General features: G+C 63.8%; 18 protein-coding genes and 1 riboswitch. Of the genes, 12 read left to right on the top strand and 6 right to left on the bottom strand.

What is annotated here, in order from left to right; translation table 11 throughout:
- Positions 1-65: 65 nt before the first annotated feature.
- The 3 genes from coaD to ssb form a co-directional block, all read right to left on the bottom strand.
- Positions 66-578, bottom strand: a complete 513-nt coding sequence (coaD, locus tag GXY01S_RS09530; RefSeq protein WP_061274551.1) for a pantetheine-phosphate adenylyltransferase — start codon at positions 576-578, stop codon at positions 66-68.
- A complete protein-coding gene (gyrA, locus tag GXY01S_RS09525; protein WP_061274492.1) occupies positions 571-3,357 on the bottom strand; it encodes a DNA gyrase subunit A in 2,787 nt (928 codons plus the stop codon). Before gyrA ends, coaD begins: the two co-directional genes overlap by 8 nt.
- 161 nt (positions 3,358-3,518) lie before the next feature.
- Complete coding sequence (ssb, locus tag GXY01S_RS09520) at positions 3,519-4,070, bottom strand: single-stranded DNA-binding protein (RefSeq protein WP_061274490.1); 552 nt, start codon at positions 4,068-4,070, stop codon at positions 3,519-3,521.
- A 270-nt stretch (positions 4,071-4,340) separates the two neighbouring features.
- Between ssb and uvrA the strand changes: the two genes are divergently transcribed.
- The 3 genes from uvrA (at position 4,341) to speE (ending at position 8,996) form a co-directional block, all read left to right on the top strand.
- Complete coding sequence (gene uvrA / locus GXY01S_RS09515) at positions 4,341-7,379, top strand: excinuclease ABC subunit UvrA (RefSeq protein WP_061274488.1); 3,039 nt, start codon at positions 4,341-4,343, stop codon at positions 7,377-7,379.
- 159 nt (positions 7,380-7,538) lie between these two features.
- Positions 7,539-8,003 (top strand): adenosylmethionine decarboxylase, encoded by a 465-nt coding sequence (gene speD / locus GXY01S_RS09510; RefSeq protein ID WP_061274486.1) that lies wholly within the window; start codon positions 7,539-7,541, stop codon positions 8,001-8,003.
- A gap of 132 nt (positions 8,004-8,135) precedes the next feature.
- Positions 8,136-8,996 carry a polyamine aminopropyltransferase gene (speE, locus tag GXY01S_RS09505; protein WP_061274484.1) on the top strand — a complete coding sequence of 287 codons (861 nt, stop codon included), beginning with the start codon at positions 8,136-8,138 and terminating at the stop codon, positions 8,994-8,996.
- Between the two features lie 76 nt (positions 8,997-9,072).
- On the opposite strand, the gene GXY01S_RS09500 is transcribed toward speE, so the two are convergent.
- A complete protein-coding gene (locus GXY01S_RS09500; RefSeq protein WP_061274482.1) occupies positions 9,073-9,384 on the bottom strand; it encodes an antibiotic biosynthesis monooxygenase family protein in 312 nt (103 codons plus the stop codon).
- Between the two features lie 126 nt (positions 9,385-9,510).
- Positions 9,511-9,598, top strand: a riboswitch (glycine riboswitch).
- Positions 9,599-9,849: 251 nt separating this feature from the next.
- Between GXY01S_RS09500 and gcvT the strand changes: the two genes are divergently transcribed.
- From gcvT to GXY01S_RS18105, 9 genes are all read left to right on the top strand, one after another.
- Positions 9,850-10,983 carry a glycine cleavage system aminomethyltransferase GcvT gene (gcvT, locus tag GXY01S_RS09495; RefSeq protein ID WP_061274481.1) on the top strand — a complete coding sequence of 378 codons (1,134 nt, stop codon included), beginning with the start codon at positions 9,850-9,852 and terminating at the stop codon, positions 10,981-10,983.
- A 46-nt stretch (positions 10,984-11,029) separates the two neighbouring features.
- Complete coding sequence (gene gcvH / locus GXY01S_RS09490; RefSeq protein ID WP_061274479.1) at positions 11,030-11,395, top strand: glycine cleavage system protein GcvH; 366 nt, start codon at positions 11,030-11,032, stop codon at positions 11,393-11,395.
- Positions 11,396-11,426: 31 nt separating this feature from the next.
- Entirely contained in the window at positions 11,427-14,321 is a 2,895-nt protein-coding gene (gene gcvP, locus GXY01S_RS09485; protein ID WP_061274477.1) for an aminomethyl-transferring glycine dehydrogenase, read from the top strand.
- A 256-nt stretch (positions 14,322-14,577) separates the two neighbouring features.
- Positions 14,578-15,582 carry an ABC transporter substrate-binding protein gene (locus tag GXY01S_RS09480; RefSeq protein ID WP_082770806.1) on the top strand — a complete coding sequence of 335 codons (1,005 nt, stop codon included), beginning with the start codon at positions 14,578-14,580 and terminating at the stop codon, positions 15,580-15,582.
- Positions 15,583-15,596: 14 nt separating this feature from the next.
- Positions 15,597-16,601: a FecCD family ABC transporter permease gene (locus GXY01S_RS09475; RefSeq protein WP_061274544.1), complete on the top strand. Its 1,005-nt coding sequence runs from the start codon at positions 15,597-15,599 to the stop codon at positions 16,599-16,601.
- On the top strand, positions 16,598-17,338 hold the full coding sequence (locus GXY01S_RS09470; RefSeq protein WP_061274547.1) for an ABC transporter ATP-binding protein: 741 nt from the start codon (positions 16,598-16,600) through the stop codon (positions 17,336-17,338). Before GXY01S_RS09475 ends, GXY01S_RS09470 begins: the two co-directional genes overlap by 4 nt.
- A 49-nt stretch (positions 17,339-17,387) precedes the next feature.
- Positions 17,388-17,531 carry a hypothetical protein gene (locus GXY01S_RS18110; RefSeq protein ID WP_156470304.1) on the top strand — a complete coding sequence of 48 codons (144 nt, stop codon included), beginning with the start codon at positions 17,388-17,390 and terminating at the stop codon, positions 17,529-17,531.
- Entirely contained in the window at positions 17,528-18,718 is a 1,191-nt protein-coding gene (locus tag GXY01S_RS09465) for a zinc-dependent alcohol dehydrogenase (protein WP_061274475.1), read from the top strand. The genes GXY01S_RS18110 and GXY01S_RS09465 overlap by 4 nt, the downstream gene beginning before the upstream one ends.
- A gap of 21 nt (positions 18,719-18,739) precedes the next feature.
- Positions 18,740-18,928 carry a hypothetical protein gene (locus GXY01S_RS18105; RefSeq protein WP_129551707.1) on the top strand — a complete coding sequence of 63 codons (189 nt, stop codon included), beginning with the start codon at positions 18,740-18,742 and terminating at the stop codon, positions 18,926-18,928.
- 132 nt (positions 18,929-19,060) lie between these two features.
- Here GXY01S_RS18105 and GXY01S_RS09460 read toward each other — a convergent pair whose 3' ends face one another.
- Complete coding sequence (locus tag GXY01S_RS09460) at positions 19,061-20,365, bottom strand: MFS transporter (protein ID WP_061274473.1); 1,305 nt, start codon at positions 20,363-20,365, stop codon at positions 19,061-19,063.
- A gap of 314 nt (positions 20,366-20,679) precedes the next feature.
- Complete coding sequence (locus GXY01S_RS09455) at positions 20,680-22,116, bottom strand: carbohydrate porin (protein ID WP_061274542.1); 1,437 nt, start codon at positions 22,114-22,116, stop codon at positions 20,680-20,682.
- Positions 22,117-22,119 lie beyond the last annotated feature (3 nt).

The raw sequence follows: 22,119 nt of genomic DNA, 5'->3' as shown, positions 1-22,119 counted from the left end.
TGTGATCCGTTTCGTAAATTTGGGTGTGGGAGGGCCAGGCCGCGCCAAGGCGCGGCCCCGGCCCGTCAGCCGCGCAGGCGGCTCAGGATATGCCCGCGCGTAAAGGGAGGGACAAAACCGGAAATGTCCCCATCCAGCTTCGCTATTTCCTTCACCAGCCGCGAGGAGACGTACTGGTGCCCCTCGCGCGCCATGAGGAACAGCGTGTCAATGTCCGGGGCCATGTGCTGGTTCATACCGAACATCTGGTTCTCGTATTCGAAATCCGCAACCGCCCGCAGCCCGCGAATGATTGCATGCGCCCCATGCGTACGCGCCGCATGCACCACCAGCCCCGTAAAACCGACAACGGTGATGGGCATGGCCCGCCCCGCGTTGAGCGGCGCGATATCGGTGCGCAGGCACATGATCCGCTCCTCAAGTGGCAGGAGCGGGTGCTTGTCGGGGTTTTCGGCCACCCCGATCACCAGCCGGTCCATCAGCCCCGCAGCGCGTTCGATAATATCCATGTGCCCGCAGGTCACGGGATCGAACGTGCCCGGATAGAAGCCGGTGCGGGCGGGCGCGGCCTCAGTCATCGCCGCCAGCATCAGGGGCGTCAGGGGTGGCGGCCTCGGCGGCATCACCGTCCTCGCCCTCTTCGCCATCATCCATCACGGGGAAGACGCTGGTCACCTCTTCCGTGTCGTTCAGGCGGAACAGGGTCACGCCGCTGGCCTGGCGCGACATGATGCGCACCTGCGCGATCGGCAGGCGGATCAGGCGGCCCGCATCGGTCACCAGCATGACATCCGTGCCTTCGAGCACCGGCAGGGTGGCCACCACCGCGTTGCCGCGCTTGTTGGCCGAGAAGGTCATGTTGTTGATGCCCTGCCCGCCACGCCCGCTCACGCGGTAGTCATAGGCGGAGGAGCGGCGGCCAAAGCCCGCGTTGCTTACGATCAGCAGCACTTCTTCCGCTGCTTCAAGCTCGGCAAAGCGCTCGGGGGCCAGGGGCAGGTCTTCGGCGGTTTCGCCGTCGTCCTGCGCCATGGCGTCCTCGATTTCCTCCTCGCCGGTGGCGGCCTCGGCGCGGCGGCGGGCATTGGCCATGCGCAGGTAGGCGGCGCGTTCCTCCACCGTGGCCTCGACATGGTTGAGCACGCACAGGCTGTTCACGCTGTCGCCCTCGGCCAGCCTGATGCCGCGCACGCCCGAGCTGCCGCGCCCGGCAAACACGCGCAGCGTGTCATCGGTGATCTGGAAGCGGATGCAGCGTGCATTGCGCGTGCCAAGGAACACGTCCTGCCCCTCGCGGCAGGTGGCGACGCCGATCAGGCGGTCATCACCTTCCAGCTTCATGGCGATCAGGCCGGATGAGCGGATGTTGCGGAAATCGCTCAGCCGGTTGCGCCGCACGCTGCCCGATGCGGTGGCGAAGACGAGGTGCAGGTTCTCCCACAGCTCCTCATCCTGCGGCAGGGGCAGGACGGCGGTGATCGTGTCGCTGCCCAGGTCGGGCAGCAGGTTGACCAGCGCGCGCCCCTTGGCGGTGGGGCTGGCCTCGGGCAGGCGCCACACCTTCTCGCGGTAGGCCTTGCCGCCCGATGAGAAGAACAGCACCCACTGGTGCGTATGTGCGTTGAACGAGCGGACGATGATGTCATCACCCCGCCGCCCTGCCGCCGTGCGGCCACGCCCGCCCCGGTTCTGGGCGCGGAACACATCAAGCGGCGTGCGTTTGATGAAGCCCTCGCGCGTGATGGTGACCACCATCTGGCCGGGTTCGATCAGGCTTTCATCGGTCTGGTCACCGGCGTAATCGGCAATGTCGGTGGCGCGCGGGGTGGCGAGTTCGGCGCGGATGGTGGCGAGTTCCGTGCACATCACCTCCATGCGGCGCGGGCGGCTGGCGATGATTTCCAGCAGCTCGTTGATCTTGACCGCCACTTCCGAGAGTTCGCTCTGGATCTTGTCGCGCTCCAGCCCGGTCAGGCGCTGCAGGCGCAGTTCAAGGATGCCACGGGCCTGCGCTTCGGTCAGGTGGACCTTCCCGTCCACGATGACATTGCCTTCATCATGGATGAGTTCGAGCAGGGGGGCCACGTCGGCTGCATCCCATGCGCGCGCCATGAGTGCCGCGCGGGCGGTGGCGGTGTCGGGTGCGGAGCGGATCAGCGCGATCACGGCATCGATGTTGGCGACCGCAATGACCAGGCCAACCAGCAGATGGGCGCGGTCGCGGGCCTTGTTGAGGTCAAAGCGCGCGCGGCGCAGGATCACGTCCTCGCGGAAGCGGACGAACGCCTCGAGCACGTCCTTCAGGCCCATCAGGCGGGGCTGGCCGCCATCAAGGGCGAGCATGTTCACGCCAAACGAGGTCTGGAGCTGCGTGAAGCGGTAGAGCTGGTTGAGCACCACCTCCGGCGTCGCCTCGCGCTTGATCTCGATGACGATGCGCATGCCCGAGCGGTCGCTCTCGTCGCGGATGTCGGAGATGCCTTCCACCTGCTTGGTGCGCACGAGGTCGGCAATGCGCTCCTGCAACGTGGCCTTGTTCACCTGATACGGAATCTCGGTGACGATGATGGCCTTGCGGTCCTTGCGGATCTCCTCGATCTCGGCCTTCGCGCGGATGATGACCGAGCCGCGCCCGGTCTCGAACGCGCTGCGGATGCCAGCGCGGCCCAGGATGGTGCCGCCGGTGGGGAAGTCGGGGCCGGGCACGTATTCGAGCAGGTCATCGAGCGTCATGTCCGGGCGGGCAATGAGCGCCAGCGTCGCATCGATGATCTCGGTGGGGTTGTGCGGCGGAATGTTGGTGGCCATGCCCACCGCAATGCCCGAGGCGCCATTGACCAGCAGGTTGGGGAAGGCTGCGGGCAGGATCTTGGGTTCCTGCTCGCTTTCATCATAGTTGGGCTGGAAATCGACGGTATCGCGGTCGATGTCATCGAGCAGGAAGGCGGCGGCCTTGGCCAGACGGGCCTCGGTATAGCGCATGGCGGCAGGCGAATCGCCATCCACCGAGCCGAAATTGCCCTGCCCGTCGATCAGCTTCACCCGCATCGACCACGACTGCGCCATGCGCACCATGGCGTCATAGATAGAGGAGTCGCCATGCGGGTGGTATTTACCCATCACGTCACCCACCGCGCGGGCCGACTTGCGGTAGGGTTTGTCGTGCGTGAACCCGCTCTCGCGCATGGAATACAGGATGCGGCGATGGACCGGCTTCAGCCCGTCGCGCACATCGGGCAGGGCGCGGCTGACAATGACGGACATGGCATAGGCCAGGTAGGAGGAGCGCATTTCCTCCTCGATGGTGACCGGCAGCATGTCGGACGGGGGCAGGGGATCGTCGGGTATCTCGGTCAAGGCAGTTCCGTCATGTCAGGGTTATCCATCCCCACGGCCACGGAGCCACGGGGGTGGAACGGAAGGCAGGCATGGCGCGGTTGGCAGCCATCATATCCCTGCGTCTCTCATAGCATGGCTTGCCCCCCGGCGCGAAGCGCCGCGCGGGGGGCAGGAGCGGCTCAGAACGGAATTTCGTCGTCCAGGTCGCTGCCACCACCGGCGGGGGCGTCCCAGCCACCGCCACCGCCACCACCGCCTGCCGGGCGCTCGTTGCGCTGGGGCTGGGGCTGGCTGCGCGCGGGCGGGCTGTAGCCACCGCCACCACCGCCGCCACCATAACCGCCGCCCATGTCATCGCCGCCGCCGGAGTCACCGCCGCGATTGCTGTCAAGCAGCACCAGTTCGCCACGGAAGCGGTCGATCACCACCTCGGTGGTGTAGCGGTCCTGGCCGCTCTGGTCGGTCCATTTGCGCGTCTGGAGCGTGCCCTCGAGGTAGACCTTGCGGCCCTTGCGCAAAAAGCGCTCGGCCACGTCGCCCAGGCGGTCATTGAAGATCACGACCCGGTGCCATTCGGTGCGCTCGCGCCGCTCGCCCGAGGCGCGGTCATTCCATGTATCGCTCGTGGCCAGGGTGAGCGAGACGATCTTCGCCCCGCTCTGGCTGTTCCGCACTTCGGGGTCCTTGCCCAGGTTGCCGACCAGAATGACCTTGTTGACGCTGCCCGCCATATGCTGTCCTTCGAATATGGGTCCGGCGGATCGTGGCCTGCTGGCCCCGCCGGTTGCCACGCTGGCTGCCAGTCAGGCTGCCGTGGCGAATAGAGGTGCGGCGATCTTAAAGGATCATCGTATAAATTGCGAGTGCGCGCGCAGTGCCGGCTTGCGCGCATCATGCGTCGTGCAACCCTTGTCCGAATGGACTGGCGGGACCAGATATGACAGGGCCGGATATCGCGGCCAGCATCCGCTCCCCCCACGGGATCGGAACAGGGAGAGTTCATGAGCGTTTCTTCGCGTCCGGGGCAGGTTCCGGCGGGTCAGCATGTCAGCCAGCAGTCCATTCGCGTGCGGGGTGCCCGCGCGCATAACCTCAAGAATGTCGATGTGGACATTCCGCGTGATGCGCTCACGGTCATGACCGGCCTGTCCGGCTCGGGCAAATCCTCGCTGGCGTTCGATACGGTCTATGCCGAGGGCCAGCGGCGCTACGTGGAGAGCCTCTCGGCCTATGCGCGGCAGTTCCTTGAGCTGATGGGCAAGCCAGACGTCGATTCGATCGAGGGGCTGTCGCCCGCCATCTCCATCGAGCAGAAGACCACGTCAAAGAACCCGCGCTCCACCGTCGGCACCGTGACCGAGGTGCATGACTACATGCGCCTGCTCTGGGCGCGCGCTGGCGTGCCGTATTCGCCCGCCACCGGCCTGCCGATCGAGGCGCAGACCATCAGCCAGATGGTCGACCGCGTCATGGCCATGCCCGAGGGCACGCGGCTCATGCTGCTCGCCCCCGTGCTGCGCGACCGCAAGGGCGAGTGCAGGAAGGAACTGGCCGACCTCCAGCGCAAGGGCTTCACCCGCGCCAAGGTGGACGGCACGCTCTACACCATTGACGAGGTGCCCGAACTCAACCGCCGCCTGCGCCACACGGTCGAGGCGGTGGTAGACCGCATCGTGGTCAAGGAAGGCATCGAGAGCCGCCTGGCCGACAGTTTCGAGACCGCTCTCGGCCTGTCCGACGGGCTGGTCTATGCCGAGGAGGTGGTGAAGAACGCGAAGGAGGGCGAGGACGCCCCGCGCACGGTGTTCTCCTCGCGCTTCGCCTGCCCGGTCAGCGGCTTTACGCTCGAGGAGGTCGAACCGCGCCTGTTCTCCTTCAACGCCCCGCAGGGCGCGTGCCCGGCCTGTGATGGCATCGGGCAGGAAACCTTTTTCGACCCGCGCCTGATCGTACCCGACGAATCGCTTTCACTCGCCGCAGGCGCCATCGCCCCGTGGCGCAACAGCCAGAGCCCGTACTACACCCAGACGCTGGCCTCCATCGCCAAACATTATGGCGTGTCGATGGACACCCCGTGGGAAGACCTGCCCGAGGACGTGCGCGACGTGATCCTTGAGGGGGGAAAAGACCCCATCGAATTCACCTATCGCGACGACCGCCGCGCCTACAGCCTGACCAAGCCGTTCGAAGGCGTGGTGACCAACCTGCGCCGCCGCATGGCCGAGAGCGACAGCGTATGGGTGCGCGAGGAACTCTCACGCTACCAGTCCGAAAAGCCCTGCCATGTGTGCGATGGCGCGCGCCTGCGGCCCGAGGCCCTTTCGGTCAGGGTGGCGGGGCTGAATATCGCCCAGGCATCCGACATGCCCATCAGCCGGGCGCTGGAATGGTTTGGCACGGTGGAGGCGACACTCACGCCCCAGCGCGCCGAGATCGCGCGGCGCATATTGCGCGAGATCCTCGACCGGCTGCGCTTCCTCGATGACGTGGGTCTGGATTATCTTACGCTGTCACGCGGTTCGGCCACGCTTTCAGGCGGGGAGAGCCAGCGCATCCGCCTGGCCAGCCAGATCGGCTCGGGGCTGACCGGCGTGCTGTATGTGCTCGATGAACCCTCCATCGGCCTGCACCAGCGCGATAACGAGCGCCTGCTCGGCACGCTCGACCGGCTGAAAAAGCTGGGCAACACTCTCATCGTCGTCGAGCATGACGAGGACGCCATCCGCGCCGCCGACTGGCTGATCGACATGGGGCCGGGTGCTGGCGTCAATGGCGGCAACATCGTCGCCGCCGGCACCCCGCAGGAAGTGGCGGCCAACCCGGACAGCCTGACCGGTGCGTATCTGTCAGGCCGCAAATGCATTCCCGTGCCCGCAAAGCGCCGCAAGATCGACCCGAAGCGCGAACTCGTGCTGCGCGGGGCTACGGGCAACAACCTCAAGGACGTGACGGCCAAGTTCCCGCTCGGCACGTTTACCTGCGTCACCGGCGTGTCGGGTGGCGGCAAGTCCACGCTGGTGATCGATACGCTGTACAAGGCGCTCTCACGCAAGCTGATGGGCTCGGGCCAGAACCCGGCCCCCTATAAGGGCCTCGACGGGCTGGAGCAGCTCGACAAGATCATCGACATCGACCAGTCGCCCATCGGGCGCACGCCGCGCTCCAACCCCGCCACCTATACCGACCTGTTCGCCCCCATCCGCGACTGGTTTGCCGAACTGCCCGAGAGCAAGGCGCGCGGCTACAAGCCCGGGCGCTTCTCGTTTAACGTAAAAGGCGGCCGGTGCGAGGCGTGCCAGGGCGATGGCGTGCTCAAGATCGAGATGCACTTCCTGCCCGATGTGTTTGTGACGTGCGATACCTGCAAGGGGGCCCGCTACAACCGCGAAACGCTGGACGTGAAGTTCCGTGGCAAGTCGATTGCCGATGTGCTGGCCATGTCGGTGGACGAGGCGCTGCCCTATTTCTCCGCCGCGCCGCGCATCCGCGACCGGCTGGCCATATTGCAGAAGGTGGGGCTGGGCTACGTGGCGCTGGGCCAGCAGGCCACCACCCTTTCGGGTGGCGAGGCGCAGCGCGTCAAGCTGTCAAAGGAACTGGCGCGCAGGGCTACGGGCCGCACGCTCTACATTCTCGATGAACCCACCACTGGCCTGCACACCGAGGACGTGCGCAAGCTGCTCGAGGTGCTGCACGCGCTGGTGGACCAGGGCAACACGGTGGTGGTGATCGAGCACAACCTCGAGGTGATCAAGACCGCTGACTGGGTGATCGACATGGGGCCGGAGGGCGGCGATGGCGGTGGCCGCATCGTGGCCTGCGGCACGCCCGAGCAGGTGGCGGCCACGCCTGAAAGCCATACCGGGCGATTCCTGCGCCCGCTGCTCGAACACAGGCCGCTCGTGCCGGTGGAAGAGGCGCCTGTGGTGCCGCGCAGGCCGCGCGGCAAAAAAGCCACAGTGCCTGCGGCTGCCAAAACGCCCGAAAGCCCGAAAAAGAAAGAAAAACCGGCAAAAGCGAAGCGTAAACCGGCAAAATAGACACCACTTTGCGTAACGGGTTGCACGGTGGGTGCAAAAAACTTTTCGCACAGTGCGAAAAACACTTGCACCCCAAGCCCCGCAGGTCCTATCAGCGCCTCTCTTGGCCCAAGGGGGCAATTCTGCCCAACAGGCTGTCTACTGGTTTGGGGGTACGTGATGAACGCACTTGCTCAACTGGGGATGGTCTCGGAACACCCGAGCGATAACCAGATTTCTTCAGCGCCGTTTTCGTCCGAGGACGACCGGAAGGATTATTTCGTCGAGAAAGACGGAATGAAGTTTGCGGGAACGCACCTTCTTGTCGATCTGTGGGATGCCCGGAATCTTGATGATCCGGAACAGATCGATCGTACCCTGTGCGAGGCCGCCGTCACGGCGGGGGCGACGATCCTGCATAGCCACTTCCATCACTTCACGCCCAATGGCGGCGTGTCGGGCGTGGTCGTGCTGGCGGAAAGTCATATCTCGATTCACACATGGCCCGAGCGCAATTTTGCCGCCGTGGATATTTTCATGTGTGGGGCGTGCGATCCGCGCCTTGCCATTCCGGTCATGCAGCGCCTGTTCCAGGCAGGCCGGATCGAGGTGGACGAGCAGCGCCGTGGGCGCGTGCAGCTTTAAGGGCTGTGGCCGGGGTGGCGTTTATGCGCCCTGGCATGCTTTCAGTAAATCAAAGTCGAAGTGGCGGGCCGGATGTATTTCCGGCCCGTGCTTTTTCATGTGCATCGATTAAAGACGTAAAGGGGGTTGGTCATGTCCCGTGAGTGGATCAGCGAGGGCCTGTATCAGGGCTGGCGGCAGGAACTGAGCGTGGACAGGCTGCTGGCACGCACCAAAAGCCAGTTTCAGGACATTGCGGTGTTCGAGAATGTCGATCTTGGCCGGGTGCTGATGCTCGATGGCGTGGTTCAGATCACGGAACGCGACGAATTCGTCTATCAGGAAATGCTGACCCACGTGCCGCTGCTCGAGCATGGCGATGCGAAGCGCGTGCTGATCATCGGTGCGGGCGATGGCGGCGTGCTGCGCCGCGTGCTCGAGCACCGCACGGTGGAAAAGGCCGTGATGGTCGAGATCGATGGCGAGGTCATCGAACTGTCCAAGAAGTTCCTGCCCTCCATCGCAGGCGATGCCTGGACCAACCCGCGCGCCGAGGTGATCGTGGGCGATGGCATTGAATACGTGACGAACGCGGCGGATGGATCGTTTGATGTCATCATCGTCGACAGCACCGACCCGATCGGCGTGGGCGAGGTGCTGTTTACCGATTCGTTCTATAGCCACTGCGCGCGCATCCTGAGCGCCAACGGCATTATCGTGAACCAGTGCGGCGTGCCGTTCATGCAGGCGGATGAACTGCGTGACACCAGTGCGCGGCGCGCGCAGTTCTTTGATCATGTCTCGGCCTATGTCGCTGCCGTGCCGACCTATGTGGGCGGGTTCATGACGCTGGGCGTGGCCGCCAAGGGCACGGTGCCGGGCCGGCAGCCGGTGGATGTGATCCGCGCGCGCGCCGAAAAGGCGGGCATTGCCAATACGCGCTACTGGACGCCGGAGATGCATGTCGCCTCCTTCGTCCTGCCGCCCTATATCGCGCAGAACCTGCCGCGCTGATCAGGGTGCCGGGGTAAAAGAAAGGCCGGAGGGGCATGTCCCTCCGGCCTTTTTTGTTGTGGCGTCAGGCAGGTGTTCAGGTGCGGGGCGCGATGCGGGCGGTCTTGCGCAGGCTGACCAGATCAGCACCGAGTTCCTTCACGGCGACTTCAAACACCTTGAAATGCGGCGTGGCGAGATGGGCCTCGAAGGCGGCTTCATCATCATAGACTTCCACCAGGATCACGGTCTGCGGGTCATCGAGCGGGCAGACGGCCTCAAAGCGCTGGCAACCGCTTTCATCCGCAACCGAATGGGCGCTGTCATAGGCGCAGAGTTCGAGGAAGTGGTTGCGATGTTCGGCGGGAATGCGGAATTCGGCCACGATGGTCAGCGGGCTTGTGCTCATGAAGGGATCATCCTTTTTACGTTACAGGCCCAGAACGTAATGCCTGCGGTGGGCGGTGTCATGATGGGCGCGCTCGTTGCGCATCTTCATGGATTGACTTGGCGCGTCGGCTCATGTCAAGTCAGCTTCGTCGACACGGGAGAGACTGGCCCTGCGCCAGCGCCGAAGGAGCAACCGCCCCGGAAACTCTCAGGCCAAAGGACCGGTCGGCCAAGACTTCTGGAAAGAGGTATCCGTAACCCGGATGCCCGCCGACGGGATAGCGATCTCAGGCACATGCGACAGAAGGGGCACTTGGAATCCACACAGGATTCGACAGGAGTCCCGCATGCCTACGCCGTTCGTTACCGTGTTCTCCGTATTTTCCCCGATCTGTTCCGCCGGCGCATTTCGTGCCTGCCCGCCCGCATGCCTGGCATGCAGGGCCGCGTGCGCGCCTGCGGACCTGCATAAGGCCCAGCCCGCATGACCCAGCCCCTGCTGCGCACCCCGCTTTACGACCTTCATATCGAACTCGGCGCCCGCATGGTGCCGTTTGCAGGCTACGACATGCCGGTGCAGTACCCCGCCGGCGTCATGGCCGAGCACCTGCACACGCGCACCAAGGCCGGGCTGTTCGATGTCTCGCATATGGGGCAGGTGCGCATCCGCCCGCGCTCGGGCAACATCGCCGATGCGGCTGCCGCCCTCGAGGCGCTGGTGCCTGCCGATATTGCGGCCCTCAAGCCCGGCCGCCAGCGCTACGCCGTGTTCACCACCGATGATGGCGGCATCAGCGATGACCTGATGGTGACCAATATGGGCGAGTGGCTGCTGCTCGTGGTCAATGCTGCCTGCAAGGCGGCCGATTTTGCCCATGTGCACAAGGCCCTGAACGCAACCTGCACGGTCGAGATGCTCGATGGCCGCGCGCTGATCGCACTCCAGGGCCCGGCAGCCGAGGCCGCACTCGTTGCCCTGAACCCCGCTGCCGCCGCCATGCGCTTCATGGATGTGGCGGAAATGGCGCTTGCAGGCGTGAACTGCATCGTCTCGCGCTCGGGCTATACCGGCGAGGACGGGTATGAAATCGGCATGGCCAACGAAGGCGCCGTGGCGGTAGCCCGCGCCCTGCTGGCCCAGCCCGATGTCGCTCCGGTGGGCCTTGGCGCGCGTGACAGCCTGCGGCTTGAGGCGGGGCTGTGCCTGTATGGCGCGGATATCGACCTGACCACCACCCCGGTGGAAGGTGCTCTGGAATGGTCCATCCAGAAAAGTCGCAGGCCCGGTGGCGCGCGCGCGGGCGGCTACCCTGGCGCGCAGATCGTGGCTGACCAGCTTGCCGATGGCACGACGCGCCGCCGCGTGGGCCTGCGTGCCGAAGGCCGCGCCCCGGTGCGTGGCGGTGTGGCGCTGTTTGCCGATGAGGCGGGGCAGGTGCCTGCGGGCCAGGTCACGTCAGGCGCGTTTGGCCCCAGCGTGGGCGGCCCGGTGGCCATGGGCTACGTGGCAACCGATCATGCAGCCGTGGGCACGCGGCTGTTCGCCAGCGTGCGCGGGCGGCTGCTACCGGTGTCGGTCGTGGCGCTGCCGTTCGTGGCGGCCACGTTCAAACGCTAGTTTTTCGCTTTTTTCAAACCCCTATCCAGATCAAGGAAGCACGGACATGACCGTCTATTACACCAAGGAACATGAGTGGCTGCGCGTTGAAGGCAATGTGGCCGTGGTCGGCATTACGGCGCATGCGGCCAACGAACTCGGCGAGATCGTGTTCTCCGAAGCGCGTGACCCCGGCACGACCGTGGAGCAGGGCGACAGCGTGGCGGTGGTCGAATCCGTCAAGGCGGCATCCGACATCTATGCCCCCGTCACGGGCGATGTGCTGGCCTTCAATGATGCGCTGACCGATGACGCGGCCCTCATCAACCGCGACCCCGAGGGCGAAGGCTGGATCGTGCGCATGACCGTGGCCGACGCCACCCAGCTTGAAGGGCTGATGGACCACGCCACCTACACCGCGCTGGTTGGCTGATTTTCCCCCTCGTTCCCACCTTTTACGGAGTATGCTGGCCGTGACGTCTTCTTCCTGCGGTTCTTCTTCCCTGTGGCAAGATACGGGCGATGATGCCGGGGCGTTCTGCGCCCGGCATGTTGGCCCCGATGCACATGACGTGGCGGCCATGCTGCGCGTGGTGGGGGCGGATACGCTCGACACCCTGATGGCCCAGACCGTGCCCGGTTCCATCCGCCTTGATGGCGCCATGGGCCTTGGCGCGGGCGTGCCCGAGCATGTGGCGCTGGCCCGGCTGCGCGGCATGGCAAGCGAGAACCGGGTGCTGACCTCGCTGATCGGCCAGGGCTATTACGACACCATCCTGCCCGGCGTGATCCAGCGCAACGTGCTGGAGAACCCGGCGTGGTACACCGCCTATACGCCCTACCAGCCCGAGATCAGCCAGGGGCGGCTTGAAGCGCTGCTCAATTTCCAGACGCTGGTGATCGAACTGACCGGGCTGGACGTGGCCAATGCCTCGCTGCTCGATGAAGGCACCGCCGCCGCCGAGGCCATGGCCATGGCCCGCCGCGTGGCCAAAAGCAAGGCCAGCGCCTTCTTTGTCGATGCCGCCTGCCACCCGCAGACCATCGCCGTCATCCGCACCCGCGCCGAGCCGCTGGGCTGGCAGGTTGTGGTGGGCGACCCTGCCACCGACCTTGATGCGCAGGCGGTGTTTGGCGCGGTGTTCCAGTATCCCGGCTCGACGGGTGAACTGCGCGACCCGCGCGCGTGGATTGAAAAGCTGCATGCCGCCGGTGCCATCGCCGCCCTGTGCGCCGACCCGCTGGCGCTGATGCTGCTGCAAAGCCCCGGCGCATTGGGGGCCGATATTGCGGTGGGCTCCATGCAGCGCTACGGCATGCCCATGGGAGCCGGTGGCCCGCATGCGGCCTATATGGCGGTGCGCGATGCCTTCCGCCGCAACATTCCCGGCCGCATCGTGGGCGTGTCCATCGATGCACGCGGCAAGCCTGCCTACCGTCTGGCGCTCCAGACGCGCGAGCAGCATATCCGCCGCGAGAAGGCGACCTCGAACATCTGCACGGCGCAGGCGCTGCCCGCCATCGTGTCCTCCATGTATGCGCTGTATCATGGGCCGGTGGGGCTGAAGGCCATTGCCACGCGCATCCACAAACTCACCACCATCCTTGCCGCAGGGCTGCGCGCGCTGGGCGCCGAGGTGGTGACGCAGGCGTTCTTTGATACCATCACCGTCAACACCGGCGTGCAGACCGATGCGGTAATAGGGCGTGCGCTCGATGCGGGCATGAACCTGCGCCGGGTCGATGCCGCCCATGTGGGCATCAGCCTTGATGAAACCACCACGCCGGACACGGTGCGCGCCATATGGGCGGCTGTCAGTGGCGATGCGGCCCGCGTAGCACAGGTCGAGGCCGGGCTTTCCGCCGCAGGCAGCACCATCCCCGAAGGCCTCGTGCGCACGGGTGAACTTCTGGCCCAGCCGATCTTCTCGGCCTGCCAGTCGGAAACCGACATGCTGCGCTACATGCGCCGCCTCGCCGACCGTGACCTTGCGCTTGACCGCTCCATGATCCCGCTGGGCTCGTGCACCATGAAGCTCAATGCCACGGCGGAGATGCTGCCGATCACGTGGCCTGAATTCTGCAATATCCATCCCTTCGCGCCAGCCGACCAGGTGCGCGGCTATGCCCGCCTGTTCACTGATCTGGAGCGCATGCTGTGCCAGATCAGCGGTTATGCGGCGGTGTCGCTCCAGCCCAACTCGGGCGCACAGGGCGAGTTTGCGGGGCTGATGGCCATTCGTGGCTACCACCGCGCACGCGGCGACATGGGGCGTGATGTGTGCCTCATTCCGGCTTCCGCCCATGGCACCAACCCGGCTTCCGCCCAGATGGCGGGCATGAAGGTGGTGGTGGTGGCGTGCGACAGCAACGGCAATGTCGATATTGAAGACCTGAAAGCCAGGATCGCGAAGCACGCCGATGCGCTGGCCGCGATCATGATCACCTATCCCTCGACCCACGGCGTGTTCGAGGAAAACGTGCGCGAGATCTGCGAACTGGTGCACGCTGCGGGCGGGCAGGTTTACGTTGATGGCGCGAACCTCAACGCGCAGGTGGGCCTTGCGCAGCCGGGCGTGTATGGCGGCGATGTCAGCCACTTCAACCTGCACAAGACCTTCTGCATTCCCCATGGCGGTGGTGGCCCCGGCATGGGGCCGATCGGGGTGGGGGCGCATCTGGCCCCCTACCTGCCGGGTGCGCCGCAGGATGGCGGGGCCAACGCCATTTCGGCAGCGCCCTTCGGCTCGGCGGATGTGCTGCCCATTTCGTGGATGTACATGGTCATGATGGGGGATGCCGGGCTGAAACGCGCCACCGAGGTCGCGATCCTGAACTCCAATTACATCGCCACCCGCCTCGCGGCCCATTACCCGGTGCTGTATCAGGGGGCCAATGGCCGTGTTGCGCATGAATGCATCATCGACCTGCGTCCGCTCAAGGACGAGACGGGGGTGACGGTCGATGACATTGCCAAGCGGCTGGTTGACCATGGCTTCCATGCGCCCACGGTCAGCTTTCCGGTTGCGGGCACGTTCATGATCGAGCCGACCGAGTCCGAAAGCCGGGCCGAACTGGACCGGTTCTGTGATGCGATGATTGCCATCCGCAAGGAAATCAGCGCGGTTGCGGCAGGCGAACTCACCATTGAGGAAAGCCCCCTGCGCCACGCGCCACACACCGTGCGCGACCTGACCGATCCCGACTGGGCGCGGGCCTATGACCGCGCGAGCGCCTGCCTGCCCGGTGCGGTGCATCCGGCGAGCAAATACTGGTCGCCCGTCAACCGGCTGGACAATGCCTATGGCGATCGCAACCTGATCTGCTCCTGCCCCGATATGAGCACTTACGAGGCCTGATGCGCGTTTGAGAAAACAGTAAAAGTTTTCGGGTGCCGCCTTTTTTGAAAAAAGGCGGCATTTTTTTAGCTTTTTGAAAAAAGCTTTACCCAAAACCTCCTTATGTTTTCAGGGTTGGCTTTTCAGGCAACCTCTGTGGGGCTGATTGCGCCGGGGCGGTTAGTCTATATATCTGCAAGGATATAATAACCGCTCAGGGGACAGGATTGTGAACTGGGGCAGATGCACTGTAGCCACCGGGGCGCTGGCATGCGTCATGGCAGCGGGCCTCGCGGCCCATCCCGCCACGGCGCGCGAAATTACGGACATGGCGGGCCACGCGCAGGCCGTGCCTGATCATCCCGCCCGCATTGCCGATCTGTGGTTCGCCCATAATGAACTGCTGCTGATGCTTGGCGGTGTGCAGCAGATCGTGATGACGGTGGACAGCCCGCAGGCGCGGCCGTGGATGTACCGCGTGTTTCCGGCACTCGCGCAGGCGCAGGTGGTCAACGGGCCGCAGGTCAATGCCGAATCCCTGTTGCATGACCAGGTGGATCTTGTGTTCGTGCCGCAGGCCTCGGCGGCCATTGCGGCGTTTGGCGCGGTGGATATTCCGGTGCTTGTCTCGTCATTTCAGGATGTCGATGGCCTGTTGCGCGTGGTGGACATGACGGCGGCGGCCCTTGGCACCGAGCACGCGCACGCCACCGCGGCCCATTACCGCACCATGATGAAGCAGACGGTCAATGACGTGCGCGAGCGTCTTGCCAACGTGCCCGAGGCAGCGCGCCCGCGCGTGCTGCACATCCAGTCGCTGCATCCGCTGCGGGTGGATGGGGCGGGCAGCATCGTGGATGAATGGATTACGCTGGCGGGGGGCCGCAATGCCGCAACCGGGGTGAGCGGTAACATGAAGCCGGTCACGCCCGAGCAGGTGGCGGCGTGGAACCCTGATGTCATCATCCTCGGCCCTGATTGCGGCACTACCGACCCCGCCACCGCTGGCGGGCTGTGGCAGCGTTTGGACGCTGTGCGCAACGGGCGGGTCCATGCCAACCCATCTGGCGTGTTCCCGTGGGATCGCTATGGCAGCGAACTGCCACTCCAGATCAGTTGGGCGGCGAAAACGCTGCACCCCGACCTGTTTGACGACATCGACCCCGTGGCGCTGACGCGGGATTTCTACCGCACCTATTTCCACTACAACCTGACCGAGGACGATGCACGGCGCATCCTTGCAGGCCAGTCGCCGCAGCCCGTGCCGGGCAGCGCCCCTTGAGGCTGCGCAGGCTGATGATTGCAGCCCTGGCGACCATCGTGCTGGTGGGGCTTGCGGTTTTCTCGGCCTGTATCGGGCGCTTTGCGGTGCAGCCCGCGCAGGTGCTGCACGCGCTGGCCGCAAGCCTGGGGCTGGTGGCCAGCGCCGATACGCCACAGGCGCATATGGTGCATAGCGTGGTGTTTGGCGCGCGCCTGCCGCGCATTGGCGGCGCGCTTTGCGTGGGGGCGGCGCTTTCGGTGGCGGGGGCGGCGTATCAGGCGGTGTTTCGCAATCCGCTGGTCTCGCCCGGCCTGCTGGGCGTGCTGGCCGGGGCGGGCACCGGGGCGGCACTGGGCATTGTGTGGGGGCTTGGGCCTGCGGGTGTTGGGGGGTTGTCCTTTCTTGGCGGGCTGCTGGCGGTGGCCTGTGGCGTGGGGGTGGCGCATCTGTTTGATGCCGCGTCGATGCTGATGCTGGTCTTTGGCGGGCTGATCAGTTCGGCGCTGTTCACGGCGCTGCTGTCGTTGCTCAAATACGTGGCTGACCCGCAGAACCAGTTGCCTGACATCGTGTTCTGGCTGCTGGGCAGCCTCACGCAGGTCACGCCGCGCGCGCTGGGCGTGATGGTGGGGCCGGTTGTGGTGGGCATCGTGCTGCTCAGCGCGTGTGGGCGCATGCTCGATGGCCTGGCCATGGGCGATGAGGAGGCCCGCACGCTGGGCATTCCGGTCGTGGCGCTGCGCTATGGCGTAATTGGCGCGGCGACAGTGCTGGCAGCGCTCACGGTCTCGGTTGCAGGCATGATTGGCTGGGTGGGGCTGGTGGTGCCGCATGTGGCAAGGCTGCTGGTGGGGCCGTGCAACATGCGCGTACTGCCCACGAGTGCCTGCCTTGGCGGCATGTTCCTGCTGGTGTGCGATGATCTGGCGCGCACGCTTTCAGTTGAGGAAATTCCCGTGGGCCTGATTGCCGACCTGCTCGGTGTGGCGCTGTTCGTGGCCGTGCTGCCGCTGCTGCGGCGGGGGTGGCGGGCATGAGTGTCGTGCTGTGCATGGATCATGTCAGTTTCAGTCATGCCGGGCGCATTGTGCTGCACGATCTTTCGTTTGGCATCAGGGCAGGGGAGATGACCGCGCTGCTTGGCCATAACGGCGCGGGCAAGACCACGCTCTTGCGCCTGCTGCTGGGGCTGGCGCGACCGGGGGCAGGGCAGGTTCTGCTGGAGGGACAGCCCATGCAGGCGTGGTCCCGGCGCGAGGTGGCGCGGCGTATTGCCTATGTGCCGCAGGGGCATGTGCCGCTGTTTCCCTACAGCGTGCGTGACATCGTGGGCATGGGCCGCCTGGCGGAAACGCCCTTTGCGCCTGGCCTGCACCGCCATGACCGCGATGAGGTGACGCACGCCCTGCATGCGCTGGGCATCATCCATCTGGCGGACCGGCCCTATACCGAACTTTCGGGCGGGGAGCGGCAGGCAGCCCTGCTGGCCCGCGCGCTGGCGCAGGGGGCGCGCACGCTCATTCTCGATGAGCCGGAAACCGGGCTGGATTACGGGCAGAAGCAGCGGCTTTACGCCCTGCTGCAAAAGCTTGCCACGCAGGGCCACGCCATCGTGGCCACCACGCATGACCCGCTTGCCGCTGCCCGCGTGTTTGACCGCGCCATTGCGCTGCGACAGGGGCGGATCATGGCCGATGGGCCTGCGGCCGATGTGCTTGAGCCTTCCATGCTGGAACGGCTTTACGCCCCACGCGAAACCAGCATCCAGGAATAAAAGTTTTTGGTGAAGCTTTTTTCAAAAATCTTCAAAGAACGCCGCCTTTTTGAAGAAGAACGGCACCCAGGAACTTCTGCTCTTCATCATGATTATTCTGGAAGCGGAGCGCTTTTCTGGAGCAGGCCAGCAAACCATACCGCCCGCCATGCGTCTGCCTGATATCCCCCTCAAGCAGGACGTTTTCCCATGAAAGCACTGACCTGGCAGAAAAAGGGCAAGATCACCTGCGAAAGCGTGCCTGATCCTGTCATTATGGATGGGCATGACGCCATCATCAAAGTAACTGCCTGCGCCATCTGTGGCTCCGACCTGCATCTGATGGATGGCATGATGCCCACCATGCAGTGCGGCGATATTCTCGGCCACGAAACCATGGGCGAGGTGGTGGAGGTGGGGCGCGACAACACCCGCCTTACGGTAGGCGACCGGGTTGTGGTGCCCTTTACCATCTCGTGCGGGGCGTGCCGGCAATGCAAGTGGGGTAACTGGAGTTGCTGCGAGCGCACCAACCCCAATGGCCGCCAGCAGGCCGAGACATTTGGCTACCCGCTGGCGGGGCTGTTTGGCTATTCGCACGTTACGGGTGGTTTTCCCGGTGGGCAGGCGGAATACCTGCGGGTGCCGCATGCGGATGTCGGGCCAATCATCGTGCCCGAAGGGCTGAGTGATGATCAGGTTCTTTTCCTGTCCGATATTTTCCCCACCGGTTATCAGGCCGCCGAACAGTGCGATATCACGCCCGAGGCTGAAAAGACCATCGCCATATGGGGCTGCGGCCCGGTGGGGCAGATGGCGATCCGCTCATGCTTCCTGCTTGGAGCCAAACGGGTCATCGCCATAGATCAGGTGCCCGAGCGGCTGGCCATGGCGCAGGCTGCCGGAGCTGAGACAATTGATTTCAGCACTGAAAATATTCAGGAAACCCTCGTTGCAATGACCCACGGGCTGGGGCCGGATGCGGTGATCGAGGCCGTGGGCATGGAAGCGCATGGCGCAGATACCATGATGCAGAAGGTCGGCTCGGCCCTGCTCTCGGTTACTACGCTCGAGCGGCCCTTTGCGCTCAACCAGGCCATTCTGGGCTGCAGGCCCGGCGGCATCGTGTCGATGCCCGGCGTTTACGCAGGCGCGCTCGGGCCGGTCATGATCGGGCTATTGATGAACAAGGGCCTGACCCTGCGCACGGGCCAGACCAATGCCCAGAAATACCTCCAGCCGCTGCTTGAGCGTATCCAGAACGGGGAAATCGACCCTTCCTTCGTGATCAGCCACCGCTCCGCCAATCTTGAGGAGGGGCCTGCTTTATATGAAAAATTCCGCGACAAGAAGGATGACTGCATCAAGGTGGTGTTTTATCCACATGGAGGCAGCCAGTGAGGATGCCAGGCGGAACGGCATATGGCTAATATCCGCGGATCATTACTGCGGTGTGGTTGTGAAATACAGGACGAAGCACATCGCATCGCGTGGATCACGCCCGGCTTCCCTTTCCGCATCGAGCCTCCGACCGAAGTCCGCCTGACCTTCGGCAAGAAAGTCGAAGTTTTCTGGAAGGGATTCAAATTGCTCAAGTCAAATACGGGCTGAATGCTCAACCTGATCCTGCCACGACAAACCGGAGGGCATGCTGCCCGGGCGCGTGCCACCTGTCTGTTTGTGCGCGCACCTGACCGGGCAGGCCTGATCAGGCCTCCTTCAGTTACAGCGCCGACATGATGGTCATGCCCTGCCGCGCCATGCCAGAAGGCACAGCGCCTGCATGCAGACCGCGCCCAGTGGCAGCCACACAAATCCTGCCATAATCCATGCGGACAGTTCCGGGGGCTGCGCAAGTCCACCCTCGATGTAATGGCCCTGTGACAGGAACTGTGCCAGAACAAAGCCGGTCAGCCCCATCGCCAGTTTCGTAACCCATGTGTTGATCGAATACGCCAGGCCGGCCGCCCCGGTCGAGGTGCGCGGATCACCATCATCCACGGCTTCCGCCAGCAAGGTGTAATACAGTGGAGACATCACGCCCTGCGCCAGCGCCAGAAGCGCTACGGACAGGACAAAACCCGTCATGGACGCACCTGCCACAGCCATCATCAGATAGGCGGCTCCCTGTGCCATCAGGCATATGATCCCGCTGCGCGCAGTCCCCATACGTCTTGCAAGCGGAAGGCACGCGGGCACGCCCGCAAACAGCAGGACAGTAATGAAGGTAATGATATTGGCGCCCAGTTGCTCCGTGCCACCCAGAATGACGCGGGCGTAATACAGAACAAAGCCGAACAGGGCCGCCTGCCCCACGAAGTAAAAGAATGCGAGCAGGTTGCTCAGCACCCAGTGCCGGTTTGCACAAAGATGGCGCAGCGTGACCATAGGGTTCTGGCGGACGGGTGCCGGTGCATGCCGTATGGTGCAGCCACGCGCCACGCACAGCCATAAAAAGCTGCACAGAACGGACAGCGCCAGCACATAAACCGCCATGCCATAGCGGTGCTGCGCCGCACTCTCGCCCCCACCGAGCCAGGTGATGGCGGGAATGGTGAGCAGCGCCACAAGCAGCGATCCCGCCTGGCAACCCATCATGCGGAAGGCATTAAGGCCAACGCGCCCCGTGGCGGAGCGGCTCATCATAACCGCCAGCGCACCATAAGGCGTGTTGATGCACGAATAGATGGCGCCAAACACGATATAGGTCGTGCCAGCCCACACCACTTTCCCCGTGGGCGAAAGCGGCAGGGCCAGAAAGCACAGGAAGCCCGTCAGGCCAAAGGGAATGGCAAGCAGGCGGATCAGGCGCGGTATGATCATGCCGCCCATGCGGTCAACAATGTAGCCGATGGCTGGATCGCAGAAGGCATCGACAACACGGGCCACCAGCAATATCCATGATACGGCAAGCAGCGGCAGCCCATATATGTCCGTATAATAATACATCAGGTAGGATGACGTCATGCCCCACATCATGTTGGAGGCGGCATCACCGCAGCCATAGGCCATCTTTTCTTTTACCAAAAGCGCCTGCCTGTTCTGCATTATCCTGCTTTTCCGGAAATTTCAGGTCCAGCCGTACGCTATCATGTCGCTGTAAAACGGCAAGCCGTGCTGGACGCCATCAATTCATTGTCAGAGTTTATTAAAAAAAGAGATTGAAACACAAATACTACGACAGGGCGATACAGCATAAATCAGGTCATGCATGTTTCCGCCTTTTGGTTCTTGAAAACATCCGGCAATCATAAGGAAGTTTTTTTTCAAAAAGCTTCGAAGAACACCGTCTTTCTGAAAAAAAAACGGCACCCGGAAGCTTTTATCATTTTTTATCAATGATCTGTTTTTCAAACAGTTTCTTACAGGTTGGCCGTCAACTGAATGCCAAGCACGGCGGCATCATGGAAGGTGGTCGTGGCGCCGGGGTGCTGCAGGTACTGGAAGTCAAACTGCATCGTGGTGGAATTGCGCAGGACGTGGGTGCTGTAAAACGCTTCGTATACATTTTCCCAATGCTGCACGCCCCATACCGGCCCCCACTGGTTGCTCAGGTAGGGCAGGCCGAGCGCGCGCGATGATTCCTGCTGCAGCGACAGCGTGCTGCTCATGTCCATATGCTGGAACATGGCCCCGATCTGGTCCTGCCTGCGGTGCCACGGCGAGCCTGATTCAACAAGGCCAATCCATTCATGGTCACGCATGGCCACGAGGTTGCCCTGCGAATAGCCAGCGCCACCCACCGCCACCAGTCCTTCCGCCACACCGGGGCCATTGCGCACCAGCATCTGGTCGAACATGAACCATGCCGTGCTCATGCCCGCTTCATACCGGCGCGGCTGGCCCGTAAGCTGGAAGGAGTTGCCATGAACATCGGCATAAAGGTTGGGATAGCGCGAATTGTCATACCACGCGCCAAGCTTGTAGTTGCCGCGCAGCGAATGCTTGCCAAACCACGGCATCCAGCCCAGCTCGACCTGCGACGTGACCTTGCTCATGCCGCTCTGGGCCAGCGCCCAGCCTGAAATGCCGCCGTTATAGGCGTGGGGCGACACCATGAAGATGCCCCCCATGAGGTAGACTTTCTTGGCCGGGAACACGCGCAGCACCCCGCCAAGATTGCCCGAAGGCCAGTCACGCCCGCCCGGCACGTATTTGCCCGGCGCGAAATTACTGCACACCGACACGTTCATGAAAGAACAGGCCACGTAGTCATAGGCAAAGAAGCTGCCGGTCGGAATGTCACCGCCGGAAACAACGATCCGTTTATGCAGGAATGTCTTTTCGGCATATAGCGCCACCAGGTGCGCCACGACATTACCGCGCCCGCCATAGATCTGCTCGGGGTTGGTGACCGAATCACCAAGGTTGTAGCCGAAGTTGCGCCCATGGCCGTTGATGACGAGCATGTGGGTCCATAACCCGCTCACATGCGCAAGCCGCTGCCAGTCGATATCAAGCTCACCGGCTACCTGGCCTGCCAGCACGTCCGAGCGCGTGCGCCCGCCGCGCACATTGCCCATGAATTCCTCATTGACCGCGAAGTTGAGGTACAGGCCATGTTTATTCAGCCACCGGCGTGCGCCAAACCACTGGCCAAGCAGATGCGGCGCGCCATGCAGGGTGGGCACCTGCGGGTCAACCACGGCGTTGCCCCACCCTTCAAGCGGAAAGGCGTGGGCGGCGTAGGGTTCAAGCTCGACGGGCAGGGATTTGGAAGTTTCACTCTGGGCAAATGCGTCATCAATGCAGATCACGATTATGAAAATCAAAGCAATAGATGTCAGTATTTGCTTCACGAC

Origin of the sequence: Komagataeibacter xylinus NBRC 15237, from assembly GCF_001571345.1 — a bacterium.
GTDB lineage: Bacteria > Pseudomonadota > Alphaproteobacteria > Acetobacterales > Acetobacteraceae > Komagataeibacter > Komagataeibacter xylinus.
Note: the sequence above shows the minus strand (reverse complement) of the source record. Positions and strands in the feature narration are given on the sequence as shown.

Excerpts from the sequence above, each read along its gene's own strand:
- speD (WP_061274486.1), top strand. The coding sequence starts at position 7,539 with ATGAACGCACTTGCTCAACTGGGGATGGTCTCGGAACACCCGAGCGAT.
- GXY01S_RS09480 (WP_082770806.1), top strand. The coding sequence starts at position 14,578 with ATGGCAGCGGGCCTCGCGGCCCATCCCGCCACGGCGCGCGAAATTACG.
- gcvH (WP_061274479.1), top strand. The coding sequence starts at position 11,030 with ATGACCGTCTATTACACCAAGGAACATGAGTGGCTGCGCGTTGAAGGC.
- gcvT (WP_061274481.1), top strand. The coding sequence starts at position 9,850 with ATGACCCAGCCCCTGCTGCGCACCCCGCTTTACGACCTTCATATCGAA.
- GXY01S_RS09460 (WP_061274473.1), bottom strand. The coding sequence starts at position 20,365 with ATGCAGAACAGGCAGGCGCTTTTGGTAAAAGAAAAGATGGCCTATGGC.
- GXY01S_RS09465 (WP_061274475.1), top strand. The coding sequence starts at position 17,528 with ATGAAAGCACTGACCTGGCAGAAAAAGGGCAAGATCACCTGCGAAAGC.
- GXY01S_RS09475 (WP_061274544.1), top strand. The coding sequence starts at position 15,597 with ATGATTGCAGCCCTGGCGACCATCGTGCTGGTGGGGCTTGCGGTTTTC.
- speE (WP_061274484.1), top strand. The coding sequence starts at position 8,136 with ATGTCCCGTGAGTGGATCAGCGAGGGCCTGTATCAGGGCTGGCGGCAG.
- coaD (WP_061274551.1), bottom strand. The coding sequence starts at position 578 with ATGACTGAGGCCGCGCCCGCCCGCACCGGCTTCTATCCGGGCACGTTC.
- GXY01S_RS09500 (WP_061274482.1), bottom strand. The coding sequence starts at position 9,384 with ATGAGCACAAGCCCGCTGACCATCGTGGCCGAATTCCGCATTCCCGCC.
- ssb (WP_061274490.1), bottom strand. The coding sequence starts at position 4,070 with ATGGCGGGCAGCGTCAACAAGGTCATTCTGGTCGGCAACCTGGGCAAG.
- GXY01S_RS18105 (WP_129551707.1), top strand. The coding sequence starts at position 18,740 with ATGGCTAATATCCGCGGATCATTACTGCGGTGTGGTTGTGAAATACAG.
- GXY01S_RS09470 (WP_061274547.1), top strand. The coding sequence starts at position 16,598 with ATGAGTGTCGTGCTGTGCATGGATCATGTCAGTTTCAGTCATGCCGGG.
- gcvP (WP_061274477.1), top strand. The coding sequence starts at position 11,427 with ATGCTGGCCGTGACGTCTTCTTCCTGCGGTTCTTCTTCCCTGTGGCAA.
- uvrA (WP_061274488.1), top strand. The coding sequence starts at position 4,341 with ATGAGCGTTTCTTCGCGTCCGGGGCAGGTTCCGGCGGGTCAGCATGTC.